The sequence below is a fragment of the Rhodococcus sp. P4_B6 genome (assembly GCF_056402215.1).
The window spans coordinates 1-23,108 of record NZ_JBFUHV010000144.1 but is presented as its reverse complement, the minus strand read 5'-3'; the positions used below and the strand labels follow the sequence as shown (position 1 = coordinate 23,108).

The 23,108-nt window shown below is 64.5% G+C and carries 21 protein-coding genes and 3 pseudogenes; 12 read left to right on the top strand and 12 right to left on the bottom strand.

The features are described from left to right. The first annotated feature begins 30 nt into the window (after positions 1–30). From AC1DWT_RS39155 to AC1DWT_RS39110, 10 genes and pseudogenes are all read left to right on the top strand, one after another. Entirely contained in the window at positions 31–1,074 is a 1,044-nt protein-coding gene (locus tag AC1DWT_RS39155) for a hypothetical protein (protein ID WP_477924742.1), read from the top strand. A 14-nt stretch (positions 1,075–1,088) separates the two neighbouring features. Next, the gene (locus AC1DWT_RS39150) at positions 1,089–1,691 is read left to right on the top strand and encodes a UGSC family (seleno)protein (RefSeq protein WP_477924741.1); all 603 of its coding nucleotides are present in this window, start codon (positions 1,089–1,091) and stop codon (positions 1,689–1,691) included. Continuing rightward, complete coding sequence (locus AC1DWT_RS39145; protein WP_387492829.1) at positions 1,688–1,942, top strand: hypothetical protein; 255 nt, start codon at positions 1,688–1,690, stop codon at positions 1,940–1,942. Before AC1DWT_RS39150 ends, AC1DWT_RS39145 begins: the two co-directional genes overlap by 4 nt. Positions 1,943–2,156: 214 nt before the next feature. Continuing rightward, positions 2,157–3,357 (top strand): annotated as a pseudogene (locus tag AC1DWT_RS39140) (acyl-CoA dehydrogenase family protein). A gap of 13 nt (positions 3,358–3,370) precedes the next feature. Continuing rightward, a pseudogene (gene trxB / locus AC1DWT_RS39135) lies at positions 3,371–4,322 on the top strand (thioredoxin-disulfide reductase). A gap of 153 nt (positions 4,323–4,475) precedes the next feature. After that, positions 4,476–4,853 (top strand): thioredoxin, encoded by a 378-nt coding sequence (gene trxA, locus AC1DWT_RS39130; RefSeq protein ID WP_477924739.1) that lies wholly within the window; start codon positions 4,476–4,478, stop codon positions 4,851–4,853. A gap of 522 nt (positions 4,854–5,375) precedes the next feature. Next, the gene (locus AC1DWT_RS39125; protein WP_477924737.1) at positions 5,376–6,884 is read left to right on the top strand and encodes a cation:dicarboxylate symporter family transporter; all 1,509 of its coding nucleotides are present in this window, start codon (positions 5,376–5,378) and stop codon (positions 6,882–6,884) included. Between the two features lie 240 nt (positions 6,885–7,124). Beyond that, the gene (locus AC1DWT_RS39120) at positions 7,125–7,997 is read left to right on the top strand and encodes an LLM class F420-dependent oxidoreductase (protein WP_095865902.1); all 873 of its coding nucleotides are present in this window, start codon (positions 7,125–7,127) and stop codon (positions 7,995–7,997) included. A gap of 191 nt (positions 7,998–8,188) precedes the next feature. Then, complete coding sequence (locus AC1DWT_RS39115; protein ID WP_477924736.1) at positions 8,189–9,277, top strand: DUF2207 family protein; 1,089 nt, start codon at positions 8,189–8,191, stop codon at positions 9,275–9,277. 18 nt (positions 9,278–9,295) lie between these two features. Continuing rightward, the gene (locus AC1DWT_RS39110; RefSeq protein ID WP_477924734.1) at positions 9,296–9,814 is read left to right on the top strand and encodes a hypothetical protein; all 519 of its coding nucleotides are present in this window, start codon (positions 9,296–9,298) and stop codon (positions 9,812–9,814) included. A gap of 8 nt (positions 9,815–9,822) precedes the next feature. Here the strand turns inward: AC1DWT_RS39110 and AC1DWT_RS39105 are convergent. Continuing rightward, a pseudogene (locus AC1DWT_RS39105) lies at positions 9,823–10,368 on the bottom strand (dihydrofolate reductase family protein). A gap of 30 nt (positions 10,369–10,398) precedes the next feature. Then, positions 10,399–11,247 carry a helix-turn-helix transcriptional regulator gene (locus AC1DWT_RS39100; protein ID WP_477924732.1) on the bottom strand — a complete coding sequence of 283 codons (849 nt, stop codon included), beginning with the start codon at positions 11,245–11,247 and terminating at the stop codon, positions 10,399–10,401. Between the two features lie 95 nt (positions 11,248–11,342). Between AC1DWT_RS39100 and AC1DWT_RS39095 the strand changes: the two genes are divergently transcribed. Beyond that, positions 11,343–12,305, top strand: a complete 963-nt coding sequence (locus tag AC1DWT_RS39095) for an LLM class F420-dependent oxidoreductase (RefSeq protein ID WP_206012965.1) — start codon at positions 11,343–11,345, stop codon at positions 12,303–12,305. 77 nt (positions 12,306–12,382) lie between these two features. On the opposite strand, the gene AC1DWT_RS39090 is transcribed toward AC1DWT_RS39095, so the two are convergent. From AC1DWT_RS39090 to AC1DWT_RS39045, 10 genes are all read right to left on the bottom strand, one after another. Continuing rightward, entirely contained in the window at positions 12,383–12,634 is a 252-nt protein-coding gene (locus tag AC1DWT_RS39090) for a WhiB family transcriptional regulator (RefSeq protein WP_241031302.1), read from the bottom strand. Positions 12,635–12,666: 32 nt separating this feature from the next. Beyond that, positions 12,667–13,866, bottom strand: coding sequence for an NAD(P)-dependent malic enzyme (locus AC1DWT_RS39085; protein ID WP_477924729.1), 1,200 nt, complete (start codon positions 13,864–13,866; stop codon positions 12,667–12,669). A 67-nt stretch (positions 13,867–13,933) separates the two neighbouring features. Then, complete coding sequence (locus tag AC1DWT_RS39080) at positions 13,934–14,479, bottom strand: DUF5134 domain-containing protein (protein WP_477924728.1); 546 nt, start codon at positions 14,477–14,479, stop codon at positions 13,934–13,936. 32 nt (positions 14,480–14,511) lie between these two features. Continuing rightward, positions 14,512–14,949: a carboxymuconolactone decarboxylase family protein gene (locus AC1DWT_RS39075; RefSeq protein ID WP_072944023.1), complete on the bottom strand. Its 438-nt coding sequence runs from the start codon at positions 14,947–14,949 to the stop codon at positions 14,512–14,514. 47 nt (positions 14,950–14,996) lie between these two features. After that, positions 14,997–15,905 carry an alpha/beta hydrolase gene (locus AC1DWT_RS39070; protein ID WP_095865895.1) on the bottom strand — a complete coding sequence of 303 codons (909 nt, stop codon included), beginning with the start codon at positions 15,903–15,905 and terminating at the stop codon, positions 14,997–14,999. 47 nt (positions 15,906–15,952) lie between these two features. Beyond that, positions 15,953–16,363: a cupin domain-containing protein gene (locus tag AC1DWT_RS39065; protein WP_206012959.1), complete on the bottom strand. Its 411-nt coding sequence runs from the start codon at positions 16,361–16,363 to the stop codon at positions 15,953–15,955. Positions 16,364–16,375: 12 nt separating this feature from the next. Next, positions 16,376–17,197 carry a MoaF C-terminal domain-containing protein gene (locus tag AC1DWT_RS39060; protein ID WP_072944029.1) on the bottom strand — a complete coding sequence of 274 codons (822 nt, stop codon included), beginning with the start codon at positions 17,195–17,197 and terminating at the stop codon, positions 16,376–16,378. 63 nt (positions 17,198–17,260) lie between these two features. Then, the gene (locus tag AC1DWT_RS39055; RefSeq protein ID WP_387492868.1) at positions 17,261–18,523 is read right to left on the bottom strand and encodes a cytochrome P450; all 1,263 of its coding nucleotides are present in this window, start codon (positions 18,521–18,523) and stop codon (positions 17,261–17,263) included. 24 nt (positions 18,524–18,547) lie between these two features. Then, the gene (locus AC1DWT_RS39050) at positions 18,548–19,564 is read right to left on the bottom strand and encodes a PDR/VanB family oxidoreductase (protein WP_477924724.1); all 1,017 of its coding nucleotides are present in this window, start codon (positions 19,562–19,564) and stop codon (positions 18,548–18,550) included. Between the two features lie 294 nt (positions 19,565–19,858). Next, positions 19,859–22,180, bottom strand: a complete 2,322-nt coding sequence (locus tag AC1DWT_RS39045; protein ID WP_477924722.1) for an ATP-binding protein — start codon at positions 22,178–22,180, stop codon at positions 19,859–19,861. Between the two features lie 224 nt (positions 22,181–22,404). Between AC1DWT_RS39045 and AC1DWT_RS39040 the strand changes: the two genes are divergently transcribed. Beyond that, positions 22,405–23,108: cupin domain-containing protein (locus tag AC1DWT_RS39040; RefSeq protein WP_477924720.1), on the top strand; the 704-nt coding region annotated here is incomplete at its 3' end.

Genomic DNA, 23,108 nt, shown 5'->3' with positions numbered 1-23,108 from the left:
ATGTTGATGGTTCATGTGAAGGGAAAAGGGATGATAACCGAAGAAATAACCGCCGACGCGCTGGATATGTTCGAGACATTTGTCAGCGCGGGGTGGACCGACGGTCTGCCCGTCATTCCGCCGACCGCGCGCCGGGTCGCGGAATTCGTCGAACGTGCCGGACGCGACGCCGACGAAGTCATCGCCGAAGTCGCTCCTCTGGGCGGCGCAGCGACGACCGAAAAGATCGCGGCCAACGCCATCATGGCAGGGTGCACACCGGACCACATGCCGGTGCTGATCGCTGCCCTGCTTGCCGCAACCGATCCGGCGATGAACATCGGCGGCATGCAGTGCTCGACCCACATGGCATCGCCGCTGCTGATCGTGCACGGGCCGATCCGCAAAGAATTGGGTATCAACTCCGGCGCCAACAGCTTCGGGCAGGGCGTGCGGGCCAACGCGACGCTGGGGCGCGCCCTGAAACTCGCGCTGGTCAATATCGGCGGATCGCATCCCGGCGAGGCGGACAAGGCCACCCTGGGCCAGCCCGGCAAGTTCACGTTCTGCATCGGCGAGAACGAAGAGGACTCGCCCTGGCCGGCCCTGCACGTCGACCGGGGACTGTCCAAGACCGACAGCGCAGTCACTCTGTACGGCGCCGAGGGTCCGCAGAACATCAACAATCAGGCCGCCGACAACCCATACGACATCCTCACCACCGTCGCGGGCATGATGACGAACCTCGGGTCGAACCACATCTTCATCCAAGGTGAGAGTTTCGTCGTGCTGTGCCCCGAGCACGCCCACATCATCGCCAAGGCAGGTTGGACGAAGGCCGACATCAAGCACTTCCTATTTCAGAACGCCACCCGCAGCGTTCGCGAGATCGGGGCCGGCGGTATCCACGGACGCAAGGTGCGCAACTACCCGACCTGGCCGCGCTTCGTCGATGCCGACGATCTCGACGCGCGGGTGCCCGTCACCCGCCGCGTCGATGACATCACCATCATCGTCACGGGCGGCCCCGGCCGACACTCGGCCTACCTACCCGGCTGGGGCACCCGGTCGGTTACCCGCAAGATCGAAGCATGAAAGGTCAGCAGCACATGTCTATTGCGATCGATGACAGCAAAAGAGATTCGGCAACAAAGTATTTGGTCGAGAAGCTCGGTCTGGTTGATCCGACCGTGAACGCCGCCGAGGCCGCCAAGTCCAGGCCCAACGGTGCTGCCGCACCGCGCCTGGCCGCGCTCGCCGGCGCGCGCGGCGTGCTGCTGGACAACACCAAGGGCAACGCCGGACCGCTGCTGCGCCATGTGGGCGATCTACTCGAGAAGAAGTACGGTGTCCGGCCGCTGACGATGGAGCGCAAGATCGTCTACTCCCGCCCCGCCGACCCCGCGCAGCTCGACGAGTTCGCCCGTGACTACGAGTTCGTCGTGACCGGCGTCGGTGCGTGCGGCTCGTGTACGTCCGGCTGTGTGCGCGACGCTGTCGACCTCGAGGCCCGCGGCATTCCGACCGTTGCGATCCACACGACGGTCTTCATGAACTCTGCGATCGCCCACCGTGGTGCCTTCGGTCGCCCAGACCTGCAGTTCGTGCCGGTTGAGCACCCCATCGCCGCGGTCAGCGACGGTGAGCTCGAGCGGCGCGCCATCGCACTGGTGGACGATGTCGCGACGATTCTGATTGGTGGCAGAGCATGAGCACCATTCGCGAAGACGTTGAAAATGCTCTCGATGGACTGCGGCAGGGCTTCCAGGCCGACGGTGCGGACCTGACCGTCGAAGCGGCGACGGAGTCGCAGGTGATACTGCGGCTGGTGGGCAGCGACGAGACGTGCTGGGAATGCATCGTGCCCCCCGACCAGTTGCGGGCTGTGGTGGGTTCGGTGCTGCACGACAGCATCGGCTCGCAACCCTCGGTCGAGGTGATCGACCCACGCAGCGACCAATGAGCGATCGGTGGCCGGGATTCCGTCAGAGTCAGCCTGAACAAGCACAGGTCCGTCCATGCGATCCGTCGCGGGCATCTCACCCGGCCACCGGTGGCTAACCCTCACCCCATCGATGTCGACCTCGGTGCATCTGCTTGATCCTGGCCGAGGCTCGACCGCAACCCCACCCGCGACACGTCCGCGCTGCATCGAAACGACCAGAACCGAGAAACCAATGACGTTGACCGCACACTCTGGCGCCCGTGCCGACACCGGACAGAGGCGCCCACCGAACCCCCACGACTTCTTGAATGTCGACTTCTCGCTGTCGGAGGAGGAGCGGCTCATCCGCGACACGGTCCGTGACTACGTTCGCCGTGACCTGTTGAGCCGGATCCCGGACGCCTACGATAACGCCTACCTACCGGAAGACTTCCCCAGGGCTGCAGGCCGGTTGGGACTGCTGGGCATGCACCTGCAGGGCTACGACTGCCCCGGCACCAGCGCGGTCGCCTACGGGCTGGCGTGCCTGGAGCTCGAAGCCGCAGACAGCGGCCTGCGGAGCTTCGTGTCGGTCCAGGGCTCGTTGGCGATGTTCGCGATCTGGCGCTACGGCAGCGAGCAGCAGAAGCAGACCTGGCTGCCGGCGATGGCCGCCGGCAAGGCGATCGGATGCTTCGGCCTCACCGAACCGGGCGACGGGAGCGATCCCTCCGCAATGCGCACCACCGCCCGCCTCGAAGACGGCCAGCGGGTCCTCAACGGCAGCAAGATGTGGATCACCAACGGCAGCATGGCGGCCGTCGCCGAGGTGTGGGCCAAGACGCCCGACGGGGTCCGCGGCTTTCTCGTACCCCGCCACACCCCGGGCTTCACCACCCACGACATCACCCACAAGATGTCCCTGCGTGCCTCCACCACCTCGGAACTGGTCTTCGAGGACTGCCGGCTCCCGAGCGAGGCCATGCTTCCCGACGCGCACGGGTTGAGCGCACCGCTGTCCTGTCTGACCGAGGCCCGCTTCGGCATCGTCTGGGGAGGCGCGCGCCTGCTACGAGGCGGCCCTGGACTACGCGAGCACCCGAACGCAGTTCGGGCGGCCCATCGCTGGATTCCAACTCACCCGGCGCAAACTCGTCGACATGCTGACCCAGGTCAACACCTCCCTGATGCTCGCCCTGCACCTCGGCCGGCTCGAAGACGCCGGGCAACTACACCCACAACAGGTCAGCTTCGGCAAGCTCCACAACGTGCAGAGCGCACTCGACGTGGCTCGTAGCGCCCGCACCATCCTCGGCGCCAACGGCATCACCCTCGAGTACCCGGTGATGCGGCACATGAACAATCGCGAATCCGTCCTCACCTACGAAGGCACCGGCGAGATCCACACCCTCATCGTCGGTCAGGCCATCACCGGTCTGCCCGCATTCCACTGACTTTGGAGCAGCCATGGATTCCCTACGCAACGTCATCATCATCGGCGGCGGCCCGGCCGGCTACACCGCCGGCATCTACACCGGCCGTGCCGACCTGAACCCCCTGGTCGTCGAGGGTACCCAGTACGGCGGCGCTCTCATGCAAACCACCGAGGTCGAGAACTTCCCCGGATTCGTCGAAGGAATCCAGGGCCCCGAACTCATGGACACCCTTCGCAAACAAGCGGAACGTTACGGGGCCGACCTGCTCACCACCGACGTCACCGGCGTCGACCTTGCCGGTGAGATCAAGTCGGTCACCATCGGCGACAACATCTTCGAAGCACGGACGGTGATCCTGGCGATGGGATCGGCCTACCGCGCCCTCGGTATGCCCAACGAACAACGCCTGTCCGGGCGCGGGGTGTCCTGGTGCGCGACCTGCGACGGCTTCTTCTTCCGCGAACAGCACATCGCGGTCATCGGCGGAGGTGACTCCGCTCTCGAGGAGGCGATGTTCCTGACCCGATTTGCCGCCAGTGTCACCGTGGTGCATCGGCGCGACACACTGAAGGCATCGAAGATCATGCAGGAACGTGCGTTCGCGAACCCCAAAGATTCGGTTCCACTGGAACAACGTCCCCGAGGACGTGATCGGTGAGGAGCAGGTGGTAGGCCTCGTCGTACGCGACACCGGCACCGACGAGCTATCGACATTGCGGGTCACCGGTGTATTCATCGCGATCGGTCACGATCCCCGCCACGAACTCGTCCACGGTCAGGTACCCCTCGACGACGCCGGATACGTACTGACCGAAGGACGCTCCTCGCGCACCGCGGTGACCGGGGTGTTCGCGTGCGGTGACCTCGTCGACCACTCCTACCGGCAAGCGATCACCGCCGCCGGCAGCGGCTRCACCGCCGCCCTCGATGTCGAACGCTACCTCGCCGACACCGCCGCCGGTGGCGCCGCCGCGAGTAGTTAGAGATCCACGAACACCGACTCGGTCCCGGACCTGGACCCTTCCCGGTCGGCATAAGGCCCGATCCCCGGCTCGACAGCAGCTACCCCGGATCCGCAGCGCCCACGAAACCCGAATCGACCGATTCCGGTCCGACCACAGACGAGGAAACTGATCATGTCCGATCACGCACTGACTATCACCGATGACTCCTTCGACGAACTCGTTCTGAAGAACACCCGACCGATCCTCGTGGACTTCTGGGCGCCATGGTGCGTGCCGTGCAAGAAGCTGTCGCCGATCCTCGACGAAATCGCGGCAGAGGGCAGCGACAAGGTCGCAATCGCGAAGCTGGACATCGAAGCAAACCCGAACTCCGCCAAAAGCTACCGCGTCATGTCCCTTCCGACCATGGTCGTCTTCCGCGACGGCGAGCCCATCGGCAGAATTACAGGCGCCAAGGACAAAGCCACGCTGCTGAAAGACATCGACGCCGCCCTCCGTGAGCGAGGACACCGACAACTCGATGTGAGATGGGATCCGCCCGAAATCTGAGATCACCTTGTTCCGCCATCCGTGCCGGCCGGCAGCGTGCCAAACACCGGACGCACCGTCGAGGCTTGCGGGCCAGGTAGTTCGCCCTTCGCGGTTCTCGGGGTGCACACCCGGCCCCTCGACATGTGCGACTCGCAGTTGTGCGCGCACGAATGCGGGCGTGAGATGCGACCATCGAGCCCAATCGCTTCCCGATGTGTCGGACAGTTGCTATTTCGCATCTATTCTTGAATGCAAATATTCAATTTCGAATACTCGTTTAAGGGTTATTTTCCGAGCTCGCCGGAGGTAATGTGGTCCCTATCACTGCAGCGGGTGGTGCTTTCGTTTCGAAATTTACCACCTAATTTTGAACCGTCGGGTCAAATTCCGAAGTCAAAATTGGCAGTATGCCCACGCATAATACTTGGTTTTCCTTCGGGCACGAATTCCCATGGCGAGTCTCGTGCGGCGCAGGAGGGCTAAACCCTGAGCCCAGCCTCGCCTGGGAGTTCTTGCCGAGAAACGAAAGAAAGGACATCGATGTCCACCTCCACGCCTCCACCGGCGGCCTTGACACCGCCCACTACCGTCCGTCGACGTCGGTACTACACTCAGCTGTGGTTCTGGGTTCTGGTGGCCTTGGTCGCCGGTATCATCGTCGGACTCGTCGCACCAGGATTCGGGGAGAATCTCCGCTTTCTGGCGGATAGCTTCGTCCAACTCATCAAGGTAGTAGCGCCGCCCATAGTATTTTGCACCGTCGTGATCGGGGTGGCCTCGATCGGCAACATGCTCAAGGCAGGTAGGCTTGCTGCCACCGCTCTCGGCTACTTCCTGGCTATGACGATCGTCGCGCTCTCCCTGGGCCTGATCGTGGTCAACGTCATTCGCCCTGGCGCCGATTTCCCAACGCAGGCAGCTGATCCGAGCGCACTCCAGACTGCCCAAGAGGACGTCACGGTAGCGAACGAGAAGACCGGAGTTCTCGGCTTCATTCAGGACGAGCTATTGCCGAAGAGCCTTTTCGGTCCATTCGTAGAAAATGACATGCTCCGGGTGATCGTTCTGGCAATCTTGTTCGCCCTCGCTGCGTCGATGCTTGCTACTCCGCTACGTTTGCGAGTCGTAGCCGCAGTCGAACTGATGTCTAAAGTTGTCTTCGGAGTTATCCGAATACTGATGCTGCTGGCGCCGATTGCGGCATTCGGGGGTATGGCCTATACCGTGTCCCAGTTCGGCGGTAAGACTCTCGCCAACCTAGGTCTGTTGATGGTCGCGTTCTGGTCGACATGCTTCTTTTTCGTGATTGTCGTACTCGGTGCGGTATGTGCGGGGAGCGGATTCAGCATCTTCAAGTTTCTTCGCATGATCAAGGATGAGCTGCTCATTATCGTAGGAACATCGACGTCTGAGACTGTCCTGCCGCGCCTCTTGGGCAAACTCGAGGCGGCGGGTGCAAGTCGCTCGGTTGTCAGCATGGTTCTACCGACAGGTTATGCGTTCAATTTGGACGGCAGCTGCATCTACCTGACAATGGGAGCGCTGTTCATCGCGCAAGCCGGCGGTGTGGACCTTCCCCTCGGAGCGCAACTCGCCCTTGTGGCGCTGATGATACTCACTTCGAAGGGCGCGGCCGGGGTAACCGGTGCAGGTCTTGTCACGCTCGCTGCGTCCCTGCAGGCATTCGGTCCCGAGTTCTTTCCTCCATCAGTACTTACCATCGGCCTCGCTCTGCTCGTCGGCATCGATCGGATCATGAGTGAGGGCCGCTCGTTGACCAATGCGATAGGCAACGCGGTCGCTGTGATGGTCATTGCACGTTGGCTTGGCGAGCGTGACGAGTCACGTTTCCGAGCGGCGCTCAAAGACCCCGAACTCGTGCGAGATCAGATCGAACAAGAGCCGGAGACGGTCCAACTTCGAGCCAGTACATATGAAATGCCCGAGGCGATCCGGCCCCACAGACCGATGGCAGCGCGAGGTGGCGACGAGTCGCCGACCTGTGAGTATGCGCAGGCCATCCCGACCAAGGCGGAGCCGCGGGATTGACGTGCGAGCAACGCGGGCCGTCGCTGGTGTTTCTGATGAACGACCGGAGCGAGCCGGACGAGGTCGGCGGCAGGCTCGAATGGACCGCACTTCTCCGTGGCCTGTGCGGAGAAACCTTTCGGCGCCCCGCAGGCGCTGCGTATCCGAGGTCCAGGGACCTGATTCCGGACTGTCGGTGAGACCAAGGTGGTACTGACGATCCCTGGGTAGCAGGCGGCAACAGGTTTAGCGTGGAGAGCTATGGAACTTGGACTGCACATCGCCGACTTCACCTTTCCCGCCGGACCGTCGAACCTCTCGGACGACCTGCGCCGCATTGCCGTCACCGCCGAGGGCGCGGGTTTCTCCAAGCTCAGCGTCATGGACCATCTCTGGCAGATCGAACCGGTAGGACCGATCGACACCGAGATGCTCGAGGCGTACACCACCCTCGGATTCCTCGCTGCCGTCACCGAGAAGGTGGACTTGCTGGCCTGGGTCACGGCCACGGTCTATCGCGAGCCGGGCCTCCTTGCCAAGGCCGTGAGCACGCTCGACGTCCTGTCGAAGGGTCGCGCGTACCTCGGGATCGGCGCCGCCTGGAACGAGGACGAGAGTGTCGGCCTCGGTCTCCACTTCCCGCCGACGGCCGAACGCTTCGAACGGCTCGAGGAGACACTGCAGATCTGCCTGCAGATGTGGAGCGACAACGACGGACCGTTCGAGGGAAAGCACTACCAGCTCGGCCGCACCATGAACGTTCCGCAGCCGCTACGGCGCCCACACCCGCCCATCCTCATCGGCGGCGGGGGCGAGAAGAAGACGCTTCGGATGGTCGCGCAGTACGCACAGGCCTGCAATCTGTTCGGTGGACCCGAGGTCGCCCACAAGCTGGACGTGCTGAGGGAACATTGCAGTGCGCTCGGTACCGACTACGACGCCATCGAGAAGACCGTGATGTTCCCGCTCGACCCGGGTGCGGACGGACAGAATGTGGACACCTTGCTCGGTCAGCTCGAGGACCTGTCGAAGCTCGGCATAACCCACGTTCACGGATGGGTGCCGCAGGTCGCGTCGATCACGCCCCTCGAGATCCTGGGCGACCGCGTCGTCCCGGTGATCGCGGACTGGTAAATCGCGTTCGCCGCCACCGACCGGACGGAGGTGTCGGCGCAACACACCGTGCGCGGGAGCGTCGTCCCCGATGGGGTGAGGATTCGTGCACCTCGAGGTGAGGTTGGTAGTCCCTGTGTCATCTGGTTGCCGGGGGTGAGTGTGCCGAGGATTGCGATATCAGCGAATATCCCCGGCAGCGAGGTCAGCGAATGTACGACAACGGCGATGAAAACCAGCCCGATTCCGGCGGGGAGGGCCGCAGCGCGGCGCAGGGTCGCGCTGCGGATGCGGCGAGGATGCGCGTTGCCGGTGCCGTACTCCTCGGTGCCTCGGCCTGTACAGGACTGCTGTTGCCCCTGGTGTGGGGGCCGACGTCGAATGCGCGTGGACTCGCCGCGATCGTCGGCGACTCGTTCGTGCTCGCTGGGGTCGCCGTGGGGATGTCGGTCGTCGCGTGGGGCGCGGGACGTCGGTGGTCGCGAAGTGCCCGCGAGGAGCTTCCCGAGGCGCCGGTGCGGTACGGACCCGTTCCCGGTCTCGGGCCTGCGCAGACCGAATACGTCGTGCGGAAGTGGATCGGCGACAGCGCGCCGACGGCGACACTGCTCCACCTGGCCGAGCAGTCGGCAGTCCGGCTCACGTTGGTCGACGACGGTCTGTGGCAGATCGAGGGGATCGGCACCCCTCAACGGTGGAGGCAGATCGACCCCATTTCCCGGGTGTTGGCCGATTCCCTCGGAATCCGTTCGACGGGTGCGGTATTCGTCGCCGATGGCTCGCCGCCATCCGGCTACGCGGTAAGAGAGGGCATGCGCGCGATGTCCGACGCATGCCGGTCGTGGGCGGCGCAGGATGATCTGCTCGTACCCTCGATCAGGCCGTGGATCGGGCGGGCAATGGCATGCCTGTGCACGCTTCTCGCCGCGCTCGGATTCCTCGGCGCACTCGGTCCCACGCTTCTTGGGGCTCCGTTCGTCGCGTTCGTCGCCGGCTCCCTCGGCGTGTTCGCGGCGGGAACGGGCCTTCGGCACACGCCGACGGGGCGGCAAGTATCGGCGGCCGCCGCTGGGTTCGAACGCGTGCTGTCGGGTCGGTCGAAGACGATCGGGTCCGCCGCGGTCCGTGAGTGCTTCCTCGCCGCCGTCCCCTACGCCTTCGCCTTCGGTGTTGCCGACCGGTGGTCGGCGCAGTACCGCCGCGTAACCGGACGTGCCGCCCCAAACCCCGACTGGTACCCGTCGCCCACGCTGTACGACGACGAGACCGGCCTGCAGTGGGCGGCGAAGCCGCATAATTGAGTGTGCGAGGTGAGACCGGTGCGACAGACACCCTGGTTGGCGGCGACGGCATTCGTCGGGTCCGTTGCTGTCCTGCTCGCAGTCCATACCGGCGGCGGCGCGTCGAGCGAACCCGACCGGGAAGCGACGCGCATGCTTGATCCCGCTGGACCGGTCCTCTTCGTCACTCCGCCGAGCGGGCAGCCGGGCGACCGCATCCAGTACCACGCGACAAATCTTCCGACGTGTGGCGGGCCGTGGTCGGTGGAGTTCGGAGATCGTGTCCTGGGCGAGACCCGTCAGGTCGGCAGCGTCGCGGACTTCCGCGCGACGGTGCCGAACCGCGGCAGTCGCGGTTTCCAGGTGGCCGGGCTGCGGTGCGTGCCGATCCCGTCGATGGTGGTGCAGACGACGTTCGAGGTACTCCCCGTGACACRCTCGTCGGAGCCGACCACCACTTTTTTGCTGCCGCCACCACCAGAGCTGCCGACGCGGACGAAGAGACCGACACCGACGACCACCACCACGCTCACAGCTCCTGCTGACGCGGAGCGGTAGGTGCGGCCTCAGACGGTGTAGTGCAGCAAAGAGACGCCGTTCTGGAAGCCGCGGGCCTCTACTAACTGCAGCCTCGGCGTCTCGTAGCCGTCGGGGAACAGCCTTCGTCCCCGACCCTAGACTACCGGGTACACGAACAGCCGGTACTCGTCGACCAGGCCGGACTCGATCAGGGCGTGGGTCAGCGTGATACTGCCCGTGACGACGATGTCGCGGCCCTCCTGACCCTTCAGGACCCGCACCTGGGCGATCCAATYGCCCGTGAGCACGGTCGAGTTCCCCCATTCGGGGTCGGACATCGTGGAGGAGACGACGTACTTCTGAATCTGGTTCAGCTCATCGGTGATCCCGGTCTGGTCGTCGGTTTGTCGGGGCCAGTAATTGCGGAAGTCCTCGAACGTCTGCCGACCCAGCAACATGGCGTCCGCGCGCTCGGACTGCCGGTTGGTCGCCTCCAGCAACTGCGGATCCTGGTCCGATGGGTCGAACCAGTCGCCGAGCATCTCGATCGAGCCGTCGAGGGTGATGTTCTGGGTGATCGCCAGTGTTCTCATACGAATACTGACACCGCCACGACCGCAAAATCATCGCGGGCCGGGCGCGGTCGGCAGCCTCGATGCCGTGATCTCGTCGGCTGGTGTGAAGGTGGACATCGTGATMTCCGAATGAACGCCGGCGTTCAGGTGGGTCACGTGGAACTTCAGCGGCCCCGCAATGGGGTGCTCGAAGCGCCGAGTTGTGACGGGTTCGCGGGTCACGTCGCATCGATTCCACAGCTGCTCGAACAGGGGCGATTCGGCAGACAGTCGCTTCACCAGGGATTCCCACGCCGGCTCGCCGAGGTGCTCCGCCCGCGCGGCGCGGAAGCCCGCCACAATACGGGGCACGTGCTCCGCCCAGCCGACGGTGCGCGCCCGCCACTCAGGGTTCAGCAGATTTTGGACGACAAGATTGCGCTCGCCGGAAGGAATAGCGTCGAGGTCGCCCATCAGCCAACAGTAGCCCCGGTTATATGCAAGGACGTCGCAGCGCGCATTGCTCACTATCACCGGATACGGGTCGAGCTTGGCCATCATTGTCTTCATCGACGGCGTAACGGCATTGCACTCCGTAGCGCTCGGCGGTTCTGTCACGCCGGCCAGCGTCAACAGGTGGGCGTGCTCGTGCAGATTCAGCCGTAGAGTCCGCGAGATCGCCGCGAGCACGTGCTCGGATGCCTTGATGTCGCGACCCTGTTCGAGCCACGTGTACCACGTCACTCCGACGCCGGCGAGTTGGGCGATCTCCTCGCGTCGCAGTCCCGGGGTCCGGCGGCGCCCTCCGGTGGGCAGCCCGACCTGCTCCGGCGTGATGCGGGCGCGGCGACTCTTCAGGAAAGCGCCGAACTCGCCGCGACGGGCACGGACTTCAGGACGTGCGTTCACATTCTTCATGGAAGCCGAACCTGGGAGGACGACGATCCGGGTGGCGCGAATACCAGGATAAATTCACTCCTGGTACCAGGAAGACGATAGTTCATTCTGGACTCATGAGACTTGGACTTCGACTGCCCCAGCGGGTAGGTACTGATTTGCGTCACGACGTCACGGAAGTTGCCGGCGCTGCCGAACGTGCCGGGTTCGACAGTGTCTGGGCCTGGGAGAGACTGTTGTTTCCGGTGGCGCCCCGCGATTCTTTCACTCCGGGCGCGCCGTGGCCGTCCGCGTATCGGCAAGCGGCTGACCCGCTGACCGTCCTCGCTGCGGCAGCGGTGGTGACCGAGCGAGTCCGACTGGGCACCAGTGTGATTGTTGCCGGCCTTCATCAGCCTCTCCAACTCGCGAAGAGATTCGCGACCCTCGACCAGATCAGCGGCGGGCGTGTGGTTGCGGGGTTGGGAACAGGCTGGGCGGTAGACGAGTTCGAGGCGGTCGGCATGGCCAAGTCCGAGCGCGGCCGACTGCTCGACGAGACCCTCGACGTCTTCGACGCAGCCTGGGGTCCGGATCCAGTGAACTATCGCGGGCCCCACACGCTCATCGACAACGCCTACGTCCTGCCGAAGCCGGCTTCGCCGATTCCGGTCATCTTGGCCGGCGATGTCGATGTCAGCGCCGCCGGAGGTCCCAATGCGCGTGTGCTGGAACGGATTGCCCGACGTTCCGACGGTTGGATGCCGCTTTTCCCGACCCCCGGCGCTGCCGGTGCTGAGAAGCTTCGCACGGCGTGGGACCTGATCCGCCAGTCCGCGGCCACGGCAGGGCGGGACCCGTCCGAGATGGAAATGATCGTGGTGGGGAACGTCGCGTTCTCCGAGACTCCGCTCGACGACGATCGGATCGGCTTTTCGGGCACAACCGCGCAGATTCTCGACGACATCGCCTCCGTGGCAAGTGCGGGCGCAGACGAGTTGATCCTCGACCTGCACCTGCAGGACTGGTGGCGGAACACACGTCAGATGCTGGACAAAGCTCTCGAGATTCGGGAGCTCGTCTCGGCGGCGGGAATCTGAGTCTGAGCCCGCGCGCCGGCGGGTGACGCGCCTGCCGATGTGGCGTTCACGCGCGTCACCTGGTCCGGTCTCCCTCGTCACGATGCGCTGCATCGCTCGAGAATCTCTTTGCGTTCCCATTCGGTCAAGCCTCCCCACACTCCGTACGGCTGTGCGGTCTCGAGCGAGTACCGGCGGCAGTGGTTGCGGGCGACGCAGCCTCCGCAGATGCCGCGGGCGATGTCCTCTCGGAGATAGCGGGCGTGGTCTGTTTCGCTCTCCGGAGCGAAGAAGAAATAGTCGCCCACCGAAGTGCAGCTGGCTGATTCGCGCCAGCGGGTCGGATCCACTGTCGGTCGATCGTGACATATCGGGACAGTCGTCAGTGCCATGCGGTGACGCGGTCCGCCCGCGCAGCGGCGGCGACTGCCTCCGCGACAGCGGGGGCGACGCGAGGATCGAGCGGGCTGGGAACGATCTTGTCCACAGCCAGCTCGTCACCGACGACCGAGAGGATCGCCTCGGCGGCGGCGAGTTTCATGCCCTCGGTGATCCGGCGGGCGCCGGCATCCAGGGCGCCCTTGAACACACCGGGGAAGGCGAGCACATTGTTGATCTGGTTCGGGAAATCCGAGCGCCCGGTGGCGACGATCGCCGCATGCTTGCGGGCGACGTCGGGGTAGATCTCCGGGTCCGGGTTCGACAGCGCGAACACGATGGAGTTCTCCGCCATCGTCGCGATGAGCTCCTCCGGCACGGTGCCCGCGGAGACACCGAGGAACACGTCCGCGCCGTCGAGGGCCTGGGCGACGCCACCGCGGCGGGCGGCCGGGTTGGTGCGCGCGGCCAGATCCACCTTCACCGCGTTCAAATCCTGACGATCCACGGAGACGATGCCCTTCGAGTCCAGCACCGTCACGTCCGCGATCCCGGCGGCGAGCAGGATGTTCGCGCACGCCACACCGGCGGCGCCGGCACCGGAGATCACCACGCGCAACCCACGGATGTCCCGGTCCTGGACCTTGACCGCACCCTTCARCGCAGCGAGGACGACGATGGCGGTGCCGTGCTGGTCGTCGTGCATGACCGGGCAGTCCAGCGCCTCGATGACGCGCTGTTCGATCTCGAAGCAACGCGGCGCGGAGATGTCCTCSARRTTSACGGCACCGAAGCTCGGGCGCAGCCGGATCAGGGTCTCGACGATCTCGTCGGGRTCCTGGGTGTCGAGGACCAGCGGGATCGAGTTCASGCCCGCGAAGTTCTTGAACAGGGCCGACTTGCCCTCCATCACCGGAAGRGAGGCACGCGGGCCGATATCCCCGAGACCGAGGACCGCGGAACCGTCRCWGACGACGACCACCAGGCGRCTGGTCCAGGTGTAGCGGTCGGCGAGGGTCTCGTCGGCGGCGATGGCGCGGGAGACCTGCGCGACCCCCGGGGTGTAGGCGATGGACAGATCCCGCTGGTTGTCCAGCGGGGTCGTCAGCTCGACGGAGAGCTTGCCGCCGAGATGGCCGGCGAAAATCTCCTCGTCGGTCAGCTCGACCTTCTGCGATGCGGTGGGTTCGGACACGAGGGGCACGGAAACTCTTTTCTCTGAACGACTTTGCGAAGTGGGCGAGGACTCTGCTCGGGACCCCTCTGTGGTGTCAGACGGCCATCGGAGCCATGCCCAGGATCATCAGTGCGGAACCCGCCGCCGCGGTCTTGACGCCGGAACGGCGCTCGCGGCGCGGGGTGGAGCGGAAGAGGTGCAGGGTCAGCAGCGCCCAGCACACGAGCACGACGAGGGGAAGCCAGCCCGTCGAGATTCCTGCGCCACCGTGATGGTGGCCGGAGGGTGCCTGCCCCGGCCCCGGCCCCGGCGCCGACGCCGACGCCGCCGGGGCGGGAGCGGACGTCGGGGCCAGGAGCAGCAGGACCCCCATCGCCGTGAGATCGACCGCGCAGGGAATCGCGGTCCGGCGGTGCATGGTCTCGCCGGTGACGAACACGGCGAGCGCGATGAGGACGGCACCCCCGAGCAGGTGAATCCCCGTCGGCACCCCGGGGATCATCATCGCGACCATGGACACCGCCATTGCACCGTGCCCGATCCGTACCCGGCAGTCCGTTCCGTGCGCCCGCCACATCGGGACGAGGGCCCCGACCGCTCCGACGAACATCGCCGCGTACGCGACTGGGATATCGAACATCGTCACACTCAGCGACCGGCAGAATGCACGCTCTACGGCGCCACTGGGTAGTGGCTGGTGATGGCAACCCGGTTCCAGGCGTTCATCACGATCGCGAGCCAGGTGATCGCGGACACCTGGTCCTCTGTGAGGGAGCCGTCGTCCCAGGTGCGCCGTTCCGGAACGGCGAGACCGGTGACCTGTTCGGCGAGGGCGAACGCGGCACGCTCCTGGTCGCTGAAGTACTGCGCCTCCCACCACGCCGCGACAACCGCGAGCCGATCTGCCTTCTCTCCCTTGGCCAGAGAGTCGCGGGTGTGCATGCGAAGGCAGAAGGCGCAGCCGTTCAGCTGGGAGACGCGGATCTTCACCAACTCCACCAGGAGCGGATCCACGCCCGCCAGGTCCAGAGCGGACTTCACTTCCGCGTCGAGCTTCACCAGGCCCTTGTAGACGGTCGGGTGCTGCTTGCCGATATTTACGCTGCTCATGATGTTCCTTTTGGGTAGGTTGTCGAACGGTTGTGGGACAGAATGTTTCAGTCGATCGCCCGGTTGACGTGAGCGACGATCACCTCGTACATCCGCCGTGTTATCTCGGTCTCGTCGGTCATGATGTCGTAACCGTGGTCGACACCGCGCACCTCGACGTATTCGGCGAGCGCGCCGACCGCCTCGAGCTTGTCCGCGTATCGCTTGGCTTCATTGCGCAGTCGGTCGAACTCTGCGGTTATGACCAATGCCGGTGCGATACCTGCGATGCCGTTGGCGTTGTCTCCCCATGCCGGCGAGACGAACCGGTGGCTACGCTGCGCGCGATCGGGCGTGTAGGCGGTGTCGAACACCTCACACAACCAGGGCTGCAGGACGGCTTTCGAGCCCAGCGGTGACGGCTTGTGGGAGGGAGGCGTCACGATGTCGAGCGGCGGGTAGTGCAGAATCTGCAACGAGATGGCGGGGCCGTCGTTTTCCAGCGACATCCGCGACACGGCTGCTGACAGATTGCCTCCTGCGCTCTGGCCGCCGACGCACAACCGCGTGCCGTCCCAGTCACGTTCCGGCGCTGATGCCCACTGAACTACGTCGTAGAACTGCTCGGCGGGCGTGGGAAACCGCTTGTGCGGCGCCAACGCGTAATCCGTGTTGAGCACATAGACATTGGCGTGGGCGGCAAGGAAGCGGCACCAGGCGTCGTCCTGTTCGCGGTGTCCCACCACGAAGCCGCCACCGTGAGCATTCACATAAACCCCGGGGTTGCCTGTCGGCGACTGCGGGGGATAAATGGTCGCAGCGACCGGACCGTGGCGCGTCTCGATGCTGACGTCAGTTGTGCGAATGGTGATTTCAGGGAACCGGGGTTCGCCGGCGGGGTGGATCGCAGAGTTGATCTTGGCGGCGAACCGGCGGGCAATGATGTCGGCCACCGCCCGTCGCGACAGTATTGACATGAATCCTCATTTCGTTTCGATTGCGCGACGTGGGGTCGCAGCCGCGCTCAGCCCTGGTGTTGACGTGCGCTGGGGTGGCGCAGATGATCGCGGGCAATGATCTCTTCCGGTTCGAGCATGGTGATCATGTCCACGTCGGGAGCGCAGATGCACACGGCGACGAACCGGCTCCAGGCCTGTGGATCGGGATTGGAGACCTGGTAGTGCACGACGTCACCGCCGGGTTCCCAGAATGCCTCGCCCGCAGCAATCAGCCTGGGTTCTTCGCCTTCCAACTCGAAGAAGATGCTGCCCTCCAGTACGTAACCGAACACCGGTCCGGAGTGGCGATGCGGCGCGAGTCCGGGGTCGGCGGGTGGGAGTTCGACGAGTTGTGTCATCGCGTGCGAACCCTCGGGAATGGCGGGCGGGGTGGCGCAGAGCAGGTCGGTGACCTTGACGTTTCCTTTTGCCAACATGGGCGTGTCCTTTCAGGAGTGAGTGTTTCGTACGGTGTGACTGAGTAGCTCGCCTACTGCGCCGAAGGTGAAGTGCGTCGGCAGTTCACCTGTCTCGTCCAGTCCGAAGAGGGCTCCGTACGATCGCAGAGACGTGATGTCGCGGTGATCGGCAATGGTGACCGACGCGCAGGGGGTCACCTTTTCCCGCGAGGCAAAGACGTAGATTCCAGGGCGTAGTTGATAGGTCGTGCACTCGTCGGTGTCCGCAAGGCCGGCCGCGGGCCCGGCCAGGCAGTGCCACGTGTACGAGTGCGGTCCGAGGTAGACGTGCTCGTAGCTGTGATCGTCGCTGTAGGTCCACAGCACTCGCCGACCCAGGAGTGCGGTCGTGGGTGCCGGCTCGGGTCCGCGCGTCTCCAGTCCCTCGATGCGGCCCTGCAGGAAGTTGTGCTGCACCCGGGTCCGGCCTTCGGCCGGATCTCCGATCGTGCTCACGATGGCCAGGCTGCGTCCGTGGTCGAAGTCGAGGACGAGGCTGACTGCTGTATTCGGCACGTCGTCACGATGATGGAATTGTGTGTACACCAACCCTTCTGCGACGTCGAAGGCCTCGTAGTCGTCCGTTCCGGAGATGACTGGGTGCGGGTCGCCGGGCCCGGGCTCGTAGCTCCATTCGACGGTGGCCGTGCCGAAACGATGCGACACCCGGCTGCCGTGGGAGTTGGTGAACACGATGTCGCGGCCGGCCACACTGCTCGACCTGACGGCTTTGTTGCCGTCGAATCCTGGCGCGAGTCCGTCCAGTGGCGGCCAGGTCCTGGTATCAGAGAAGTCGATGGAGTTGGTGGTCATGCGTGCTTTCTCCGTTCGTAGCGTTCGGGAGTACTCGAGAGCGCTCGGCGCGCGAGGCGCCGCTCAGGTGAGGATCGGGTTCTTCTCGACGTCCCAACTGACGTGCAGCGACTCCGGGCCCCGAAACGAGGTGTTCGGAACGTAGTGGAACTCCTGGTGGTCGAGAGTCATGTGGGGCAGGCGTCGCGTCAGTTCCTCCAGATAGATGACCATCTCCAGCCGGGCGAGATGGTTACCCAGGCACATGTGCGTTCCCGCGCCGAATGCGATGTGTGCTTTGGCGTCTCGGTCGATGTCGAATCGTTCGGGATCGTCGAACACGGAGCCGTCCTGGTTCGCCGACGCGATCACCATGAGGATCTTTCCTCCCGCGGGAATCGTCACGTCGCCGACCTGCACGTCTTGCTTCGCGACTCGGCGCCAGGCGGCCACCGACGGGTTGAGTCGCAGGCACTCCTCGACCGCCGCGGGGATCAGAGATGGGTCCGCACACAGGCGATCCCACTGGTCGCGGTTCCTCAACAGAGTGACGACCGCGTTCGCGGTGGCATTGGTCGTGGTCTCGTGGGCCGCCATCGCGCCGCCCATGACGTTCGTCTGCAGCCACGTATCGGAGATGACGTCCGGGTGCTCGCGCTGCATCGTGATCGCGTGGCCCAACCACCCCGGTGGATCGTCGAGTTCCTTGAGCTTCCCGATGACGCGCTCACCCATCTCCCAGAACTGGCCCAATCCGTCGGCGGCACGGATCTGCTCCTCGGGAGTAGGCCGTCCCCACACGAATTCGGTCATGGACGTGGCCAGCTTGCGTACGGTGTCGACGTCCTCCTCGGGAATCCCCAAGAACTGCAGAGCGACCAAACAGGGTATGTCCCAGAGCATATCGGCGACAAGATCGGCATGACCCCGATCGACGAATTGATCGATGTAGGCGTTCGTCGTGTCCCGAATGTAGGGAGTAAGAGGGTCGATCCGGTCGGGCATGAATGCCGGAGCGTTCAGCCGGCGGTACTGCCGATGCATGGGCGGGTCGGAATCCGCGAGGACGGGGCAGGGCGCGAAGTTGTACTTGCCGAGCTGCGCGCCCGCCTCCTCGGAGGGAGGGGTGACCGGCGTCAGGGTGATGGCCGCAGAGAACTGATTGAATTGGCTGAAGACCGATTTCACGTCTTCGTGCCGCGTGACGACCCAGTAGTCCGAGTCGTCGTTGTAGAACACCGGTTGGCTCTCGCGAGCCCACGCCAGCGAGGCTCCCGGATTCTCCTGATATTCGCGGTCGAAGAACGAGAATCCAGCGGCGGTATGAGCGACCGGGCATCCAGTCATTGTTTTCCTCTCTTCGGTGGGCTGTCAGAGGTCGAGTTTTATCTTTGGACACGCGGCCCTACTGATGCAGATCATCAAGGTGCTGTTTTCTTCCTGCTCTGCAGGGCTGAGAACTGAATCACGATGGTCGGCCAGGCCCGACACGATATTTGTTTCGCAGGTCCCGCACGTTCCCTCGGAGCAGGAGAATGGTGCGGGTATCCCGGCGGACCGTGCGACGTCGAGAATTGATTGATCCGATCCGACCGAGACGGTGATACCGCTCCGCACGAATTCGACTTCGAATTCATCGAGGACGGGCGCGTCCGTTGGAGTCTTCGGAGTGAACCGCTCCAGGTGAATGTCGCCGATATTGTCGAGCTCGGCGCCCATCGCCTCCACAGCACACAGCAGACTCTCCGGTCCGCACACGTATACCGCGGTATCGGGAGTGACACCGGCGAGGATGYGAGCGAGATCGATGCGCCCGTGGATGTCTGCCGGAACCAAGGTCACGCGGTCGTGGTGAGCCTGTGTCAGGTCGTCTGCGAACGCCATGTTGCGTCGACTGCGGCCTCCATAGATCAAGGACCATTCGGCTCCTGCTCGATCGACCGACGTGATCATGGGGAGGAACGGGGTGATTCCGATTCCTCCGGCAATGAACAGATACCGGGGTGCRTCGACGAGGCGAAAGTTGTTGCGTGGCCCACGGACGGTGATGCTTTCGCCTTCGCGCAACTCGTGATGGAGGCGTGTGGAGCCGCCTCGGCCGTCGGGTTGGTACAGGACGCTCACCTGCCACGAACGACGGTCGCTGGGTTCCCCGCACAGGGAGTACTGCCGGACCATGTCCGGTCCGAGTACGACGTCGATGTGTGAACCCGGCGTCCAGTCGGGGAGGTCTCGACCGTCGGCGCGGACGAGGGTCAGTTGCGTGACGGTGTCGGTGATCGGCGTCTTGGCCTTGATTTCCATCGCGAGGTCCTCGCGTGCCTGATTCTCGGTGTCCGCTCGCCGAGGCTGCTGGCCGGAGTGTCGGGCCTCGAACTGCGATGCCATGGGGACTCCTTCGAATTTCGGCCGGATGCCCCGGCGTGGACTGTGTTGCACCGAGCCACGTCGGCGACGCGTTGGACTCGCGCGTGGTCGATTGACCCGTTGTGATCGGCCGCACTGTCGGGCTATTCGCATGGGATAGGTCACAACGTGTGGCCCGTCGTAATCTGCCGCACCGTGCGATCACGCACATGGGGCAGATCACGGTAGGGGGTACGGAAGTTGCGGATGTGCGTACCGGGTGCGTTCAGTAGCAAACGCGGCGAAGCGGTTCTGACCTGCGAGTTCGTGGTCCGGTCAGCGGGACTGTCCGATGTACCACGAGGCGATCTGGCTGCGTGAGACGAACCCGAGGCGCGTCATGATGTTCTCGATGTGGCTCTCCACGGTGCGCACGGAGATCACCAGAGCCGCCGCGATCTGTGGGCTGGTCAGCCCTTTCGCTATCAAGGCTGCGATCTCTTGCTGCCGACTGGTGAGCGCGGGTGGTTCATCCTCGGGAATCGAATCGACGACCTGTTCCGCCAATGCATAGGCGATGATTCCCGTCGGGGACCGCTTTGAGCCGGCCTGTAGAGCTGTCGACAGCGCCCGGGGTGCCATGGCCTGCTCGAGCAGACCGCGGCAGGCGGAGTGATAGCCCGTGAGTTTCGGCCCGAATGCCACCAATTCCGTACCGGTGCGTCGCCACAGGCTTCGAGAGGCCCCGATCAGTTGTGCCGCGTGCTCGAACTGACCGGTTGATCCCGCTATCCAGGCCAGAAGCTCGGTCATCAGGGCGGTGCCCAGGGACGGATCGAAGACGCGGTGATCACGAAGCGCGTCGAGCGCGGTCGCATGTGCCGCCGTGAAGTCGCCTTGCAGCCAGTGGTCGAGGCCTTGGCTCCACTTCAGGTACGAGCGCGCCCATCGTTCACCGCGCTGCCGGCATACGGCCAGCGCCGACGTGCTGACGGCCGATGCCTCCGCGCTGCGACCGTCGAGGGAAAGTGCGACGGCGTACTCGAACGACGCCATCAGCCATTCGGCGGTCTCGCCGACGTCGGCCAACTCTCGCAGCGCGAGCTCGAGATAGCTCTCGGCCTCGGCAAGGTCGCCGCGAAGCTGTGCGGCGAGTCCCCGCAGCCCGAGGCAGTGGGCAGCCGCATCAGCAAGGTGAAGCTGAGTCGCCGCTGCTTCGCATTCGTCGAGGCGCAGTGCGGCCGCCTCGTGGTCGCCTTGGAGAAGGCACACCCTGGCAGCGACCCAGAGCGCTTTTGCCCGGGCCGGCGTGGGCGCCCGGTCACCGTCGGGTGCGTCGAGCGCTTCATCCGCCCACCTGCGACCCTCGGCAATGTATCCATCGGCGTACCAGCGGTATCGCAGTCCGGCGATCAACTCGAGTTGATAGTTGTCGCCCGGGGCGGCGGTGTCCAGCGCGGCTCGGAGATTTTCCCGCTCGACGCGCATCCACTTGGCCGAGGCGGCTTGGCCGGGCCCGCACCAGGAACGTTCCAGGTCTGTGACCACGTCGAGAAAGTACTGACGGTGGCGGCTGCGGAATCTCTCGGAGTCTCCCGTCAGCGCGAGTATCTCTGCGCCGTACGCCCGGATGGTTTCCAGCATCCGGAAGCGCATCGTCGATTCTTGGTCCTCGACGCCGAGGACGGACTGATTCACCAGGGAACTCAGAAGATCGAGCGTGGTTGTCTTCGGGTGGCCGCCCTCGGCGTTTCCGTCGCCGCACACGCCTTCGGCCGACGTCAGGTCGAAACTGCCTGCGAAAACGGAGAGGCGTGCCCACAGATGACGTTCCGGTTCCGTGCAGAGTGCAAAACTCCAATCGACGAGCGATCGGAGGGTCTGTTGGCGCGGTGCGGCCGATCGACTTCCCATTGTGAGCAATCCGAATCGGTCCGGCAGTCGTTCCAGGATCTGGTCGAGCGAAAGAATGCGCATTCGGGCGACCGCGAGCTCGATTGCGAGCGGAATTCCCTCCAGCTGAATACACAAACGCGCCGCTGCGGCAGCATTGTGCTCGTCGAGGACGAAGCCGGGGGAGGCGGCCTCTGCACGTTCTTGGAGTAGTCGGATCGACTCGAATTGCGGCAAGGATTCAACGCTGACCGGCGCCGCGTCATCGGGAATGGTGAGTGGAGGCACTGGATAAAGGAATTCTTCGGTCACCATCAGCGACGTGCGGGTAGTGACAAGAATTCGCGTCGACGGCGCATATCGCAGAATTTCGCTGACCAATGCGACGGACCCGGGGAGTACGTGTTCGCAATTGTCGAGGATGAGCAGTATCTCGCGATCGCGAAGATATTCGATCAGCTTCGCTGTGGCGTCACGATTCGACTGATCGACAATTCCCAGTGTGTGAATGACTGCAGCCGGAACGTCGCCTCCGTCCGAGACGGACGCCAATTCGACGAAATACACACCGTCTTCGACAAGGTGGTTCATCTCGTCGGCGACTTGCAACGCCAATCGGGTCTTGCCGACTCCGCCCGGCCCGATCAAGCTCACCAGCCGTCCGCTCGCCAGGCGGTCGCGGATCTCCTTGCGCTGCTGACGCCGACCGACGAAGCTGGTCGCGGTAGACGGAACGTTGCCGCTGCGAGTTCTCGCCTTCGACACGACACCTCCACATTGCGACAGACGCAGTCAGACTATCGCAACCCCGGGCGGAGCGACGTCGGAATGCCGAAACTTTGTTCGAAGACGGCGTCGCCCGTACCCCGCCGAGCCGGGGTTCGCGTCGCACTGTCCTGTCCGCGTTCCCTTCTGGTTCTGCACCGAGTGTGATAGAAGATAGGCACGGACACGTCGCGTGGCGATCCGTTAACCCGAGGTCGATTACATTGCGCGAGAGCTTTTCCGGCACCCAGTCAGGCGGCGAGCACCCCGGGGGTGGCATACGGCACCCCGATTGGGATGCGGCGTCCCATGCCGTATCCGACGCCTATTTTCCGCATGAGCTCATGCCCCTGGTCGCTTCCGGCCCTGCCGCGTCGCCCGGGGTGTCGGCCCTGCATCTCGGCCCGCTGCACATTGTCCGAATCAATTGGGGCGCTGATGTTGCCGTTCACAGTGAGCATCCCGGCGCCGTCGGCATCAACATCCCGCTTCATGGCGAACTCGAGACCCGGATCAGGGGGCGGCTCGTCGTGTCCGCCCCGGGCTTCGCCACCGTCAACCCCGCTGACACGCCGGCCGATATCACGCGGTGGCCCGGTGCCTGCACGATTCTCGGCGTCAAGATCGATCGGGACTTCGTCCAACGCGAGTTGTGGCGCGTGACAGGCCGAGCCGACGCCGTGATCCCCGATCAGATCGATTTGAGCAGGCCCGCTGCTGCAAGCTGGTTTCGACTGCTGACCAGCATTGTCGATCAGCCCGTCGATGACGCGCTGCTGGCCAATCCGCATGTGGCACAAGGACTGGCGGCATCGCTCACCGATGGATTCCTGCTCGCTGCCGTCCCGGACGAGACCGACGATCGCCACGCTGTCCGACCACGGATCGTCACTCGCGTGATCGATGCCATCAACGCCGAGCCCGACCG

Coding starts and splice junctions, on each gene's coding strand:
- AC1DWT_RS39155 (WP_477924742.1), top strand. CDS start 31: ATGATAACCGAAGAAATAACCGCCGACGCGCTGGATATGTTCGAGACA.
- AC1DWT_RS39060 (WP_072944029.1), bottom strand. CDS start 17,197: ATGACCACCAACTCCATCGACTTCTCTGATACCAGGACCTGGCCGCCA.
- AC1DWT_RS39070 (WP_095865895.1), bottom strand. CDS start 15,905: ATGTCAATACTGTCGCGACGGGCGGTGGCCGACATCATTGCCCGCCGG.
- AC1DWT_RS39075 (WP_072944023.1), bottom strand. CDS start 14,949: ATGAGCAGCGTAAATATCGGCAAGCAGCACCCGACCGTCTACAAGGGC.
- AC1DWT_RS39120 (WP_095865902.1), top strand. CDS start 7,125: ATGGAACTTGGACTGCACATCGCCGACTTCACCTTTCCCGCCGGACCG.
- AC1DWT_RS39055 (WP_387492868.1), bottom strand. CDS start 18,523: ATGACTGGATGCCCGGTCGCTCATACCGCCGCTGGATTCTCGTTCTTC.
- AC1DWT_RS39125 (WP_477924737.1), top strand. CDS start 5,376: ATGTCCACCTCCACGCCTCCACCGGCGGCCTTGACACCGCCCACTACC.
- AC1DWT_RS39145 (WP_387492829.1), top strand. CDS start 1,688: ATGAGCACCATTCGCGAAGACGTTGAAAATGCTCTCGATGGACTGCGG.
- AC1DWT_RS39115 (WP_477924736.1), top strand. CDS start 8,189: ATGTACGACAACGGCGATGAAAACCAGCCCGATTCCGGCGGGGAGGGC.
- AC1DWT_RS39065 (WP_206012959.1), bottom strand. CDS start 16,363: ATGTTGGCAAAAGGAAACGTCAAGGTCACCGACCTGCTCTGCGCCACC.
- AC1DWT_RS39080 (WP_477924728.1), bottom strand. CDS start 14,479: ATGTTCGATATCCCAGTCGCGTACGCGGCGATGTTCGTCGGAGCGGTC.
- trxA (WP_477924739.1), top strand. CDS start 4,476: ATGTCCGATCACGCACTGACTATCACCGATGACTCCTTCGACGAACTC.
- AC1DWT_RS39150 (WP_477924741.1), top strand. CDS start 1,089: ATGTCTATTGCGATCGATGACAGCAAAAGAGATTCGGCAACAAAGTAT.
- AC1DWT_RS39095 (WP_206012965.1), top strand. CDS start 11,343: ATGAGACTTGGACTTCGACTGCCCCAGCGGGTAGGTACTGATTTGCGT.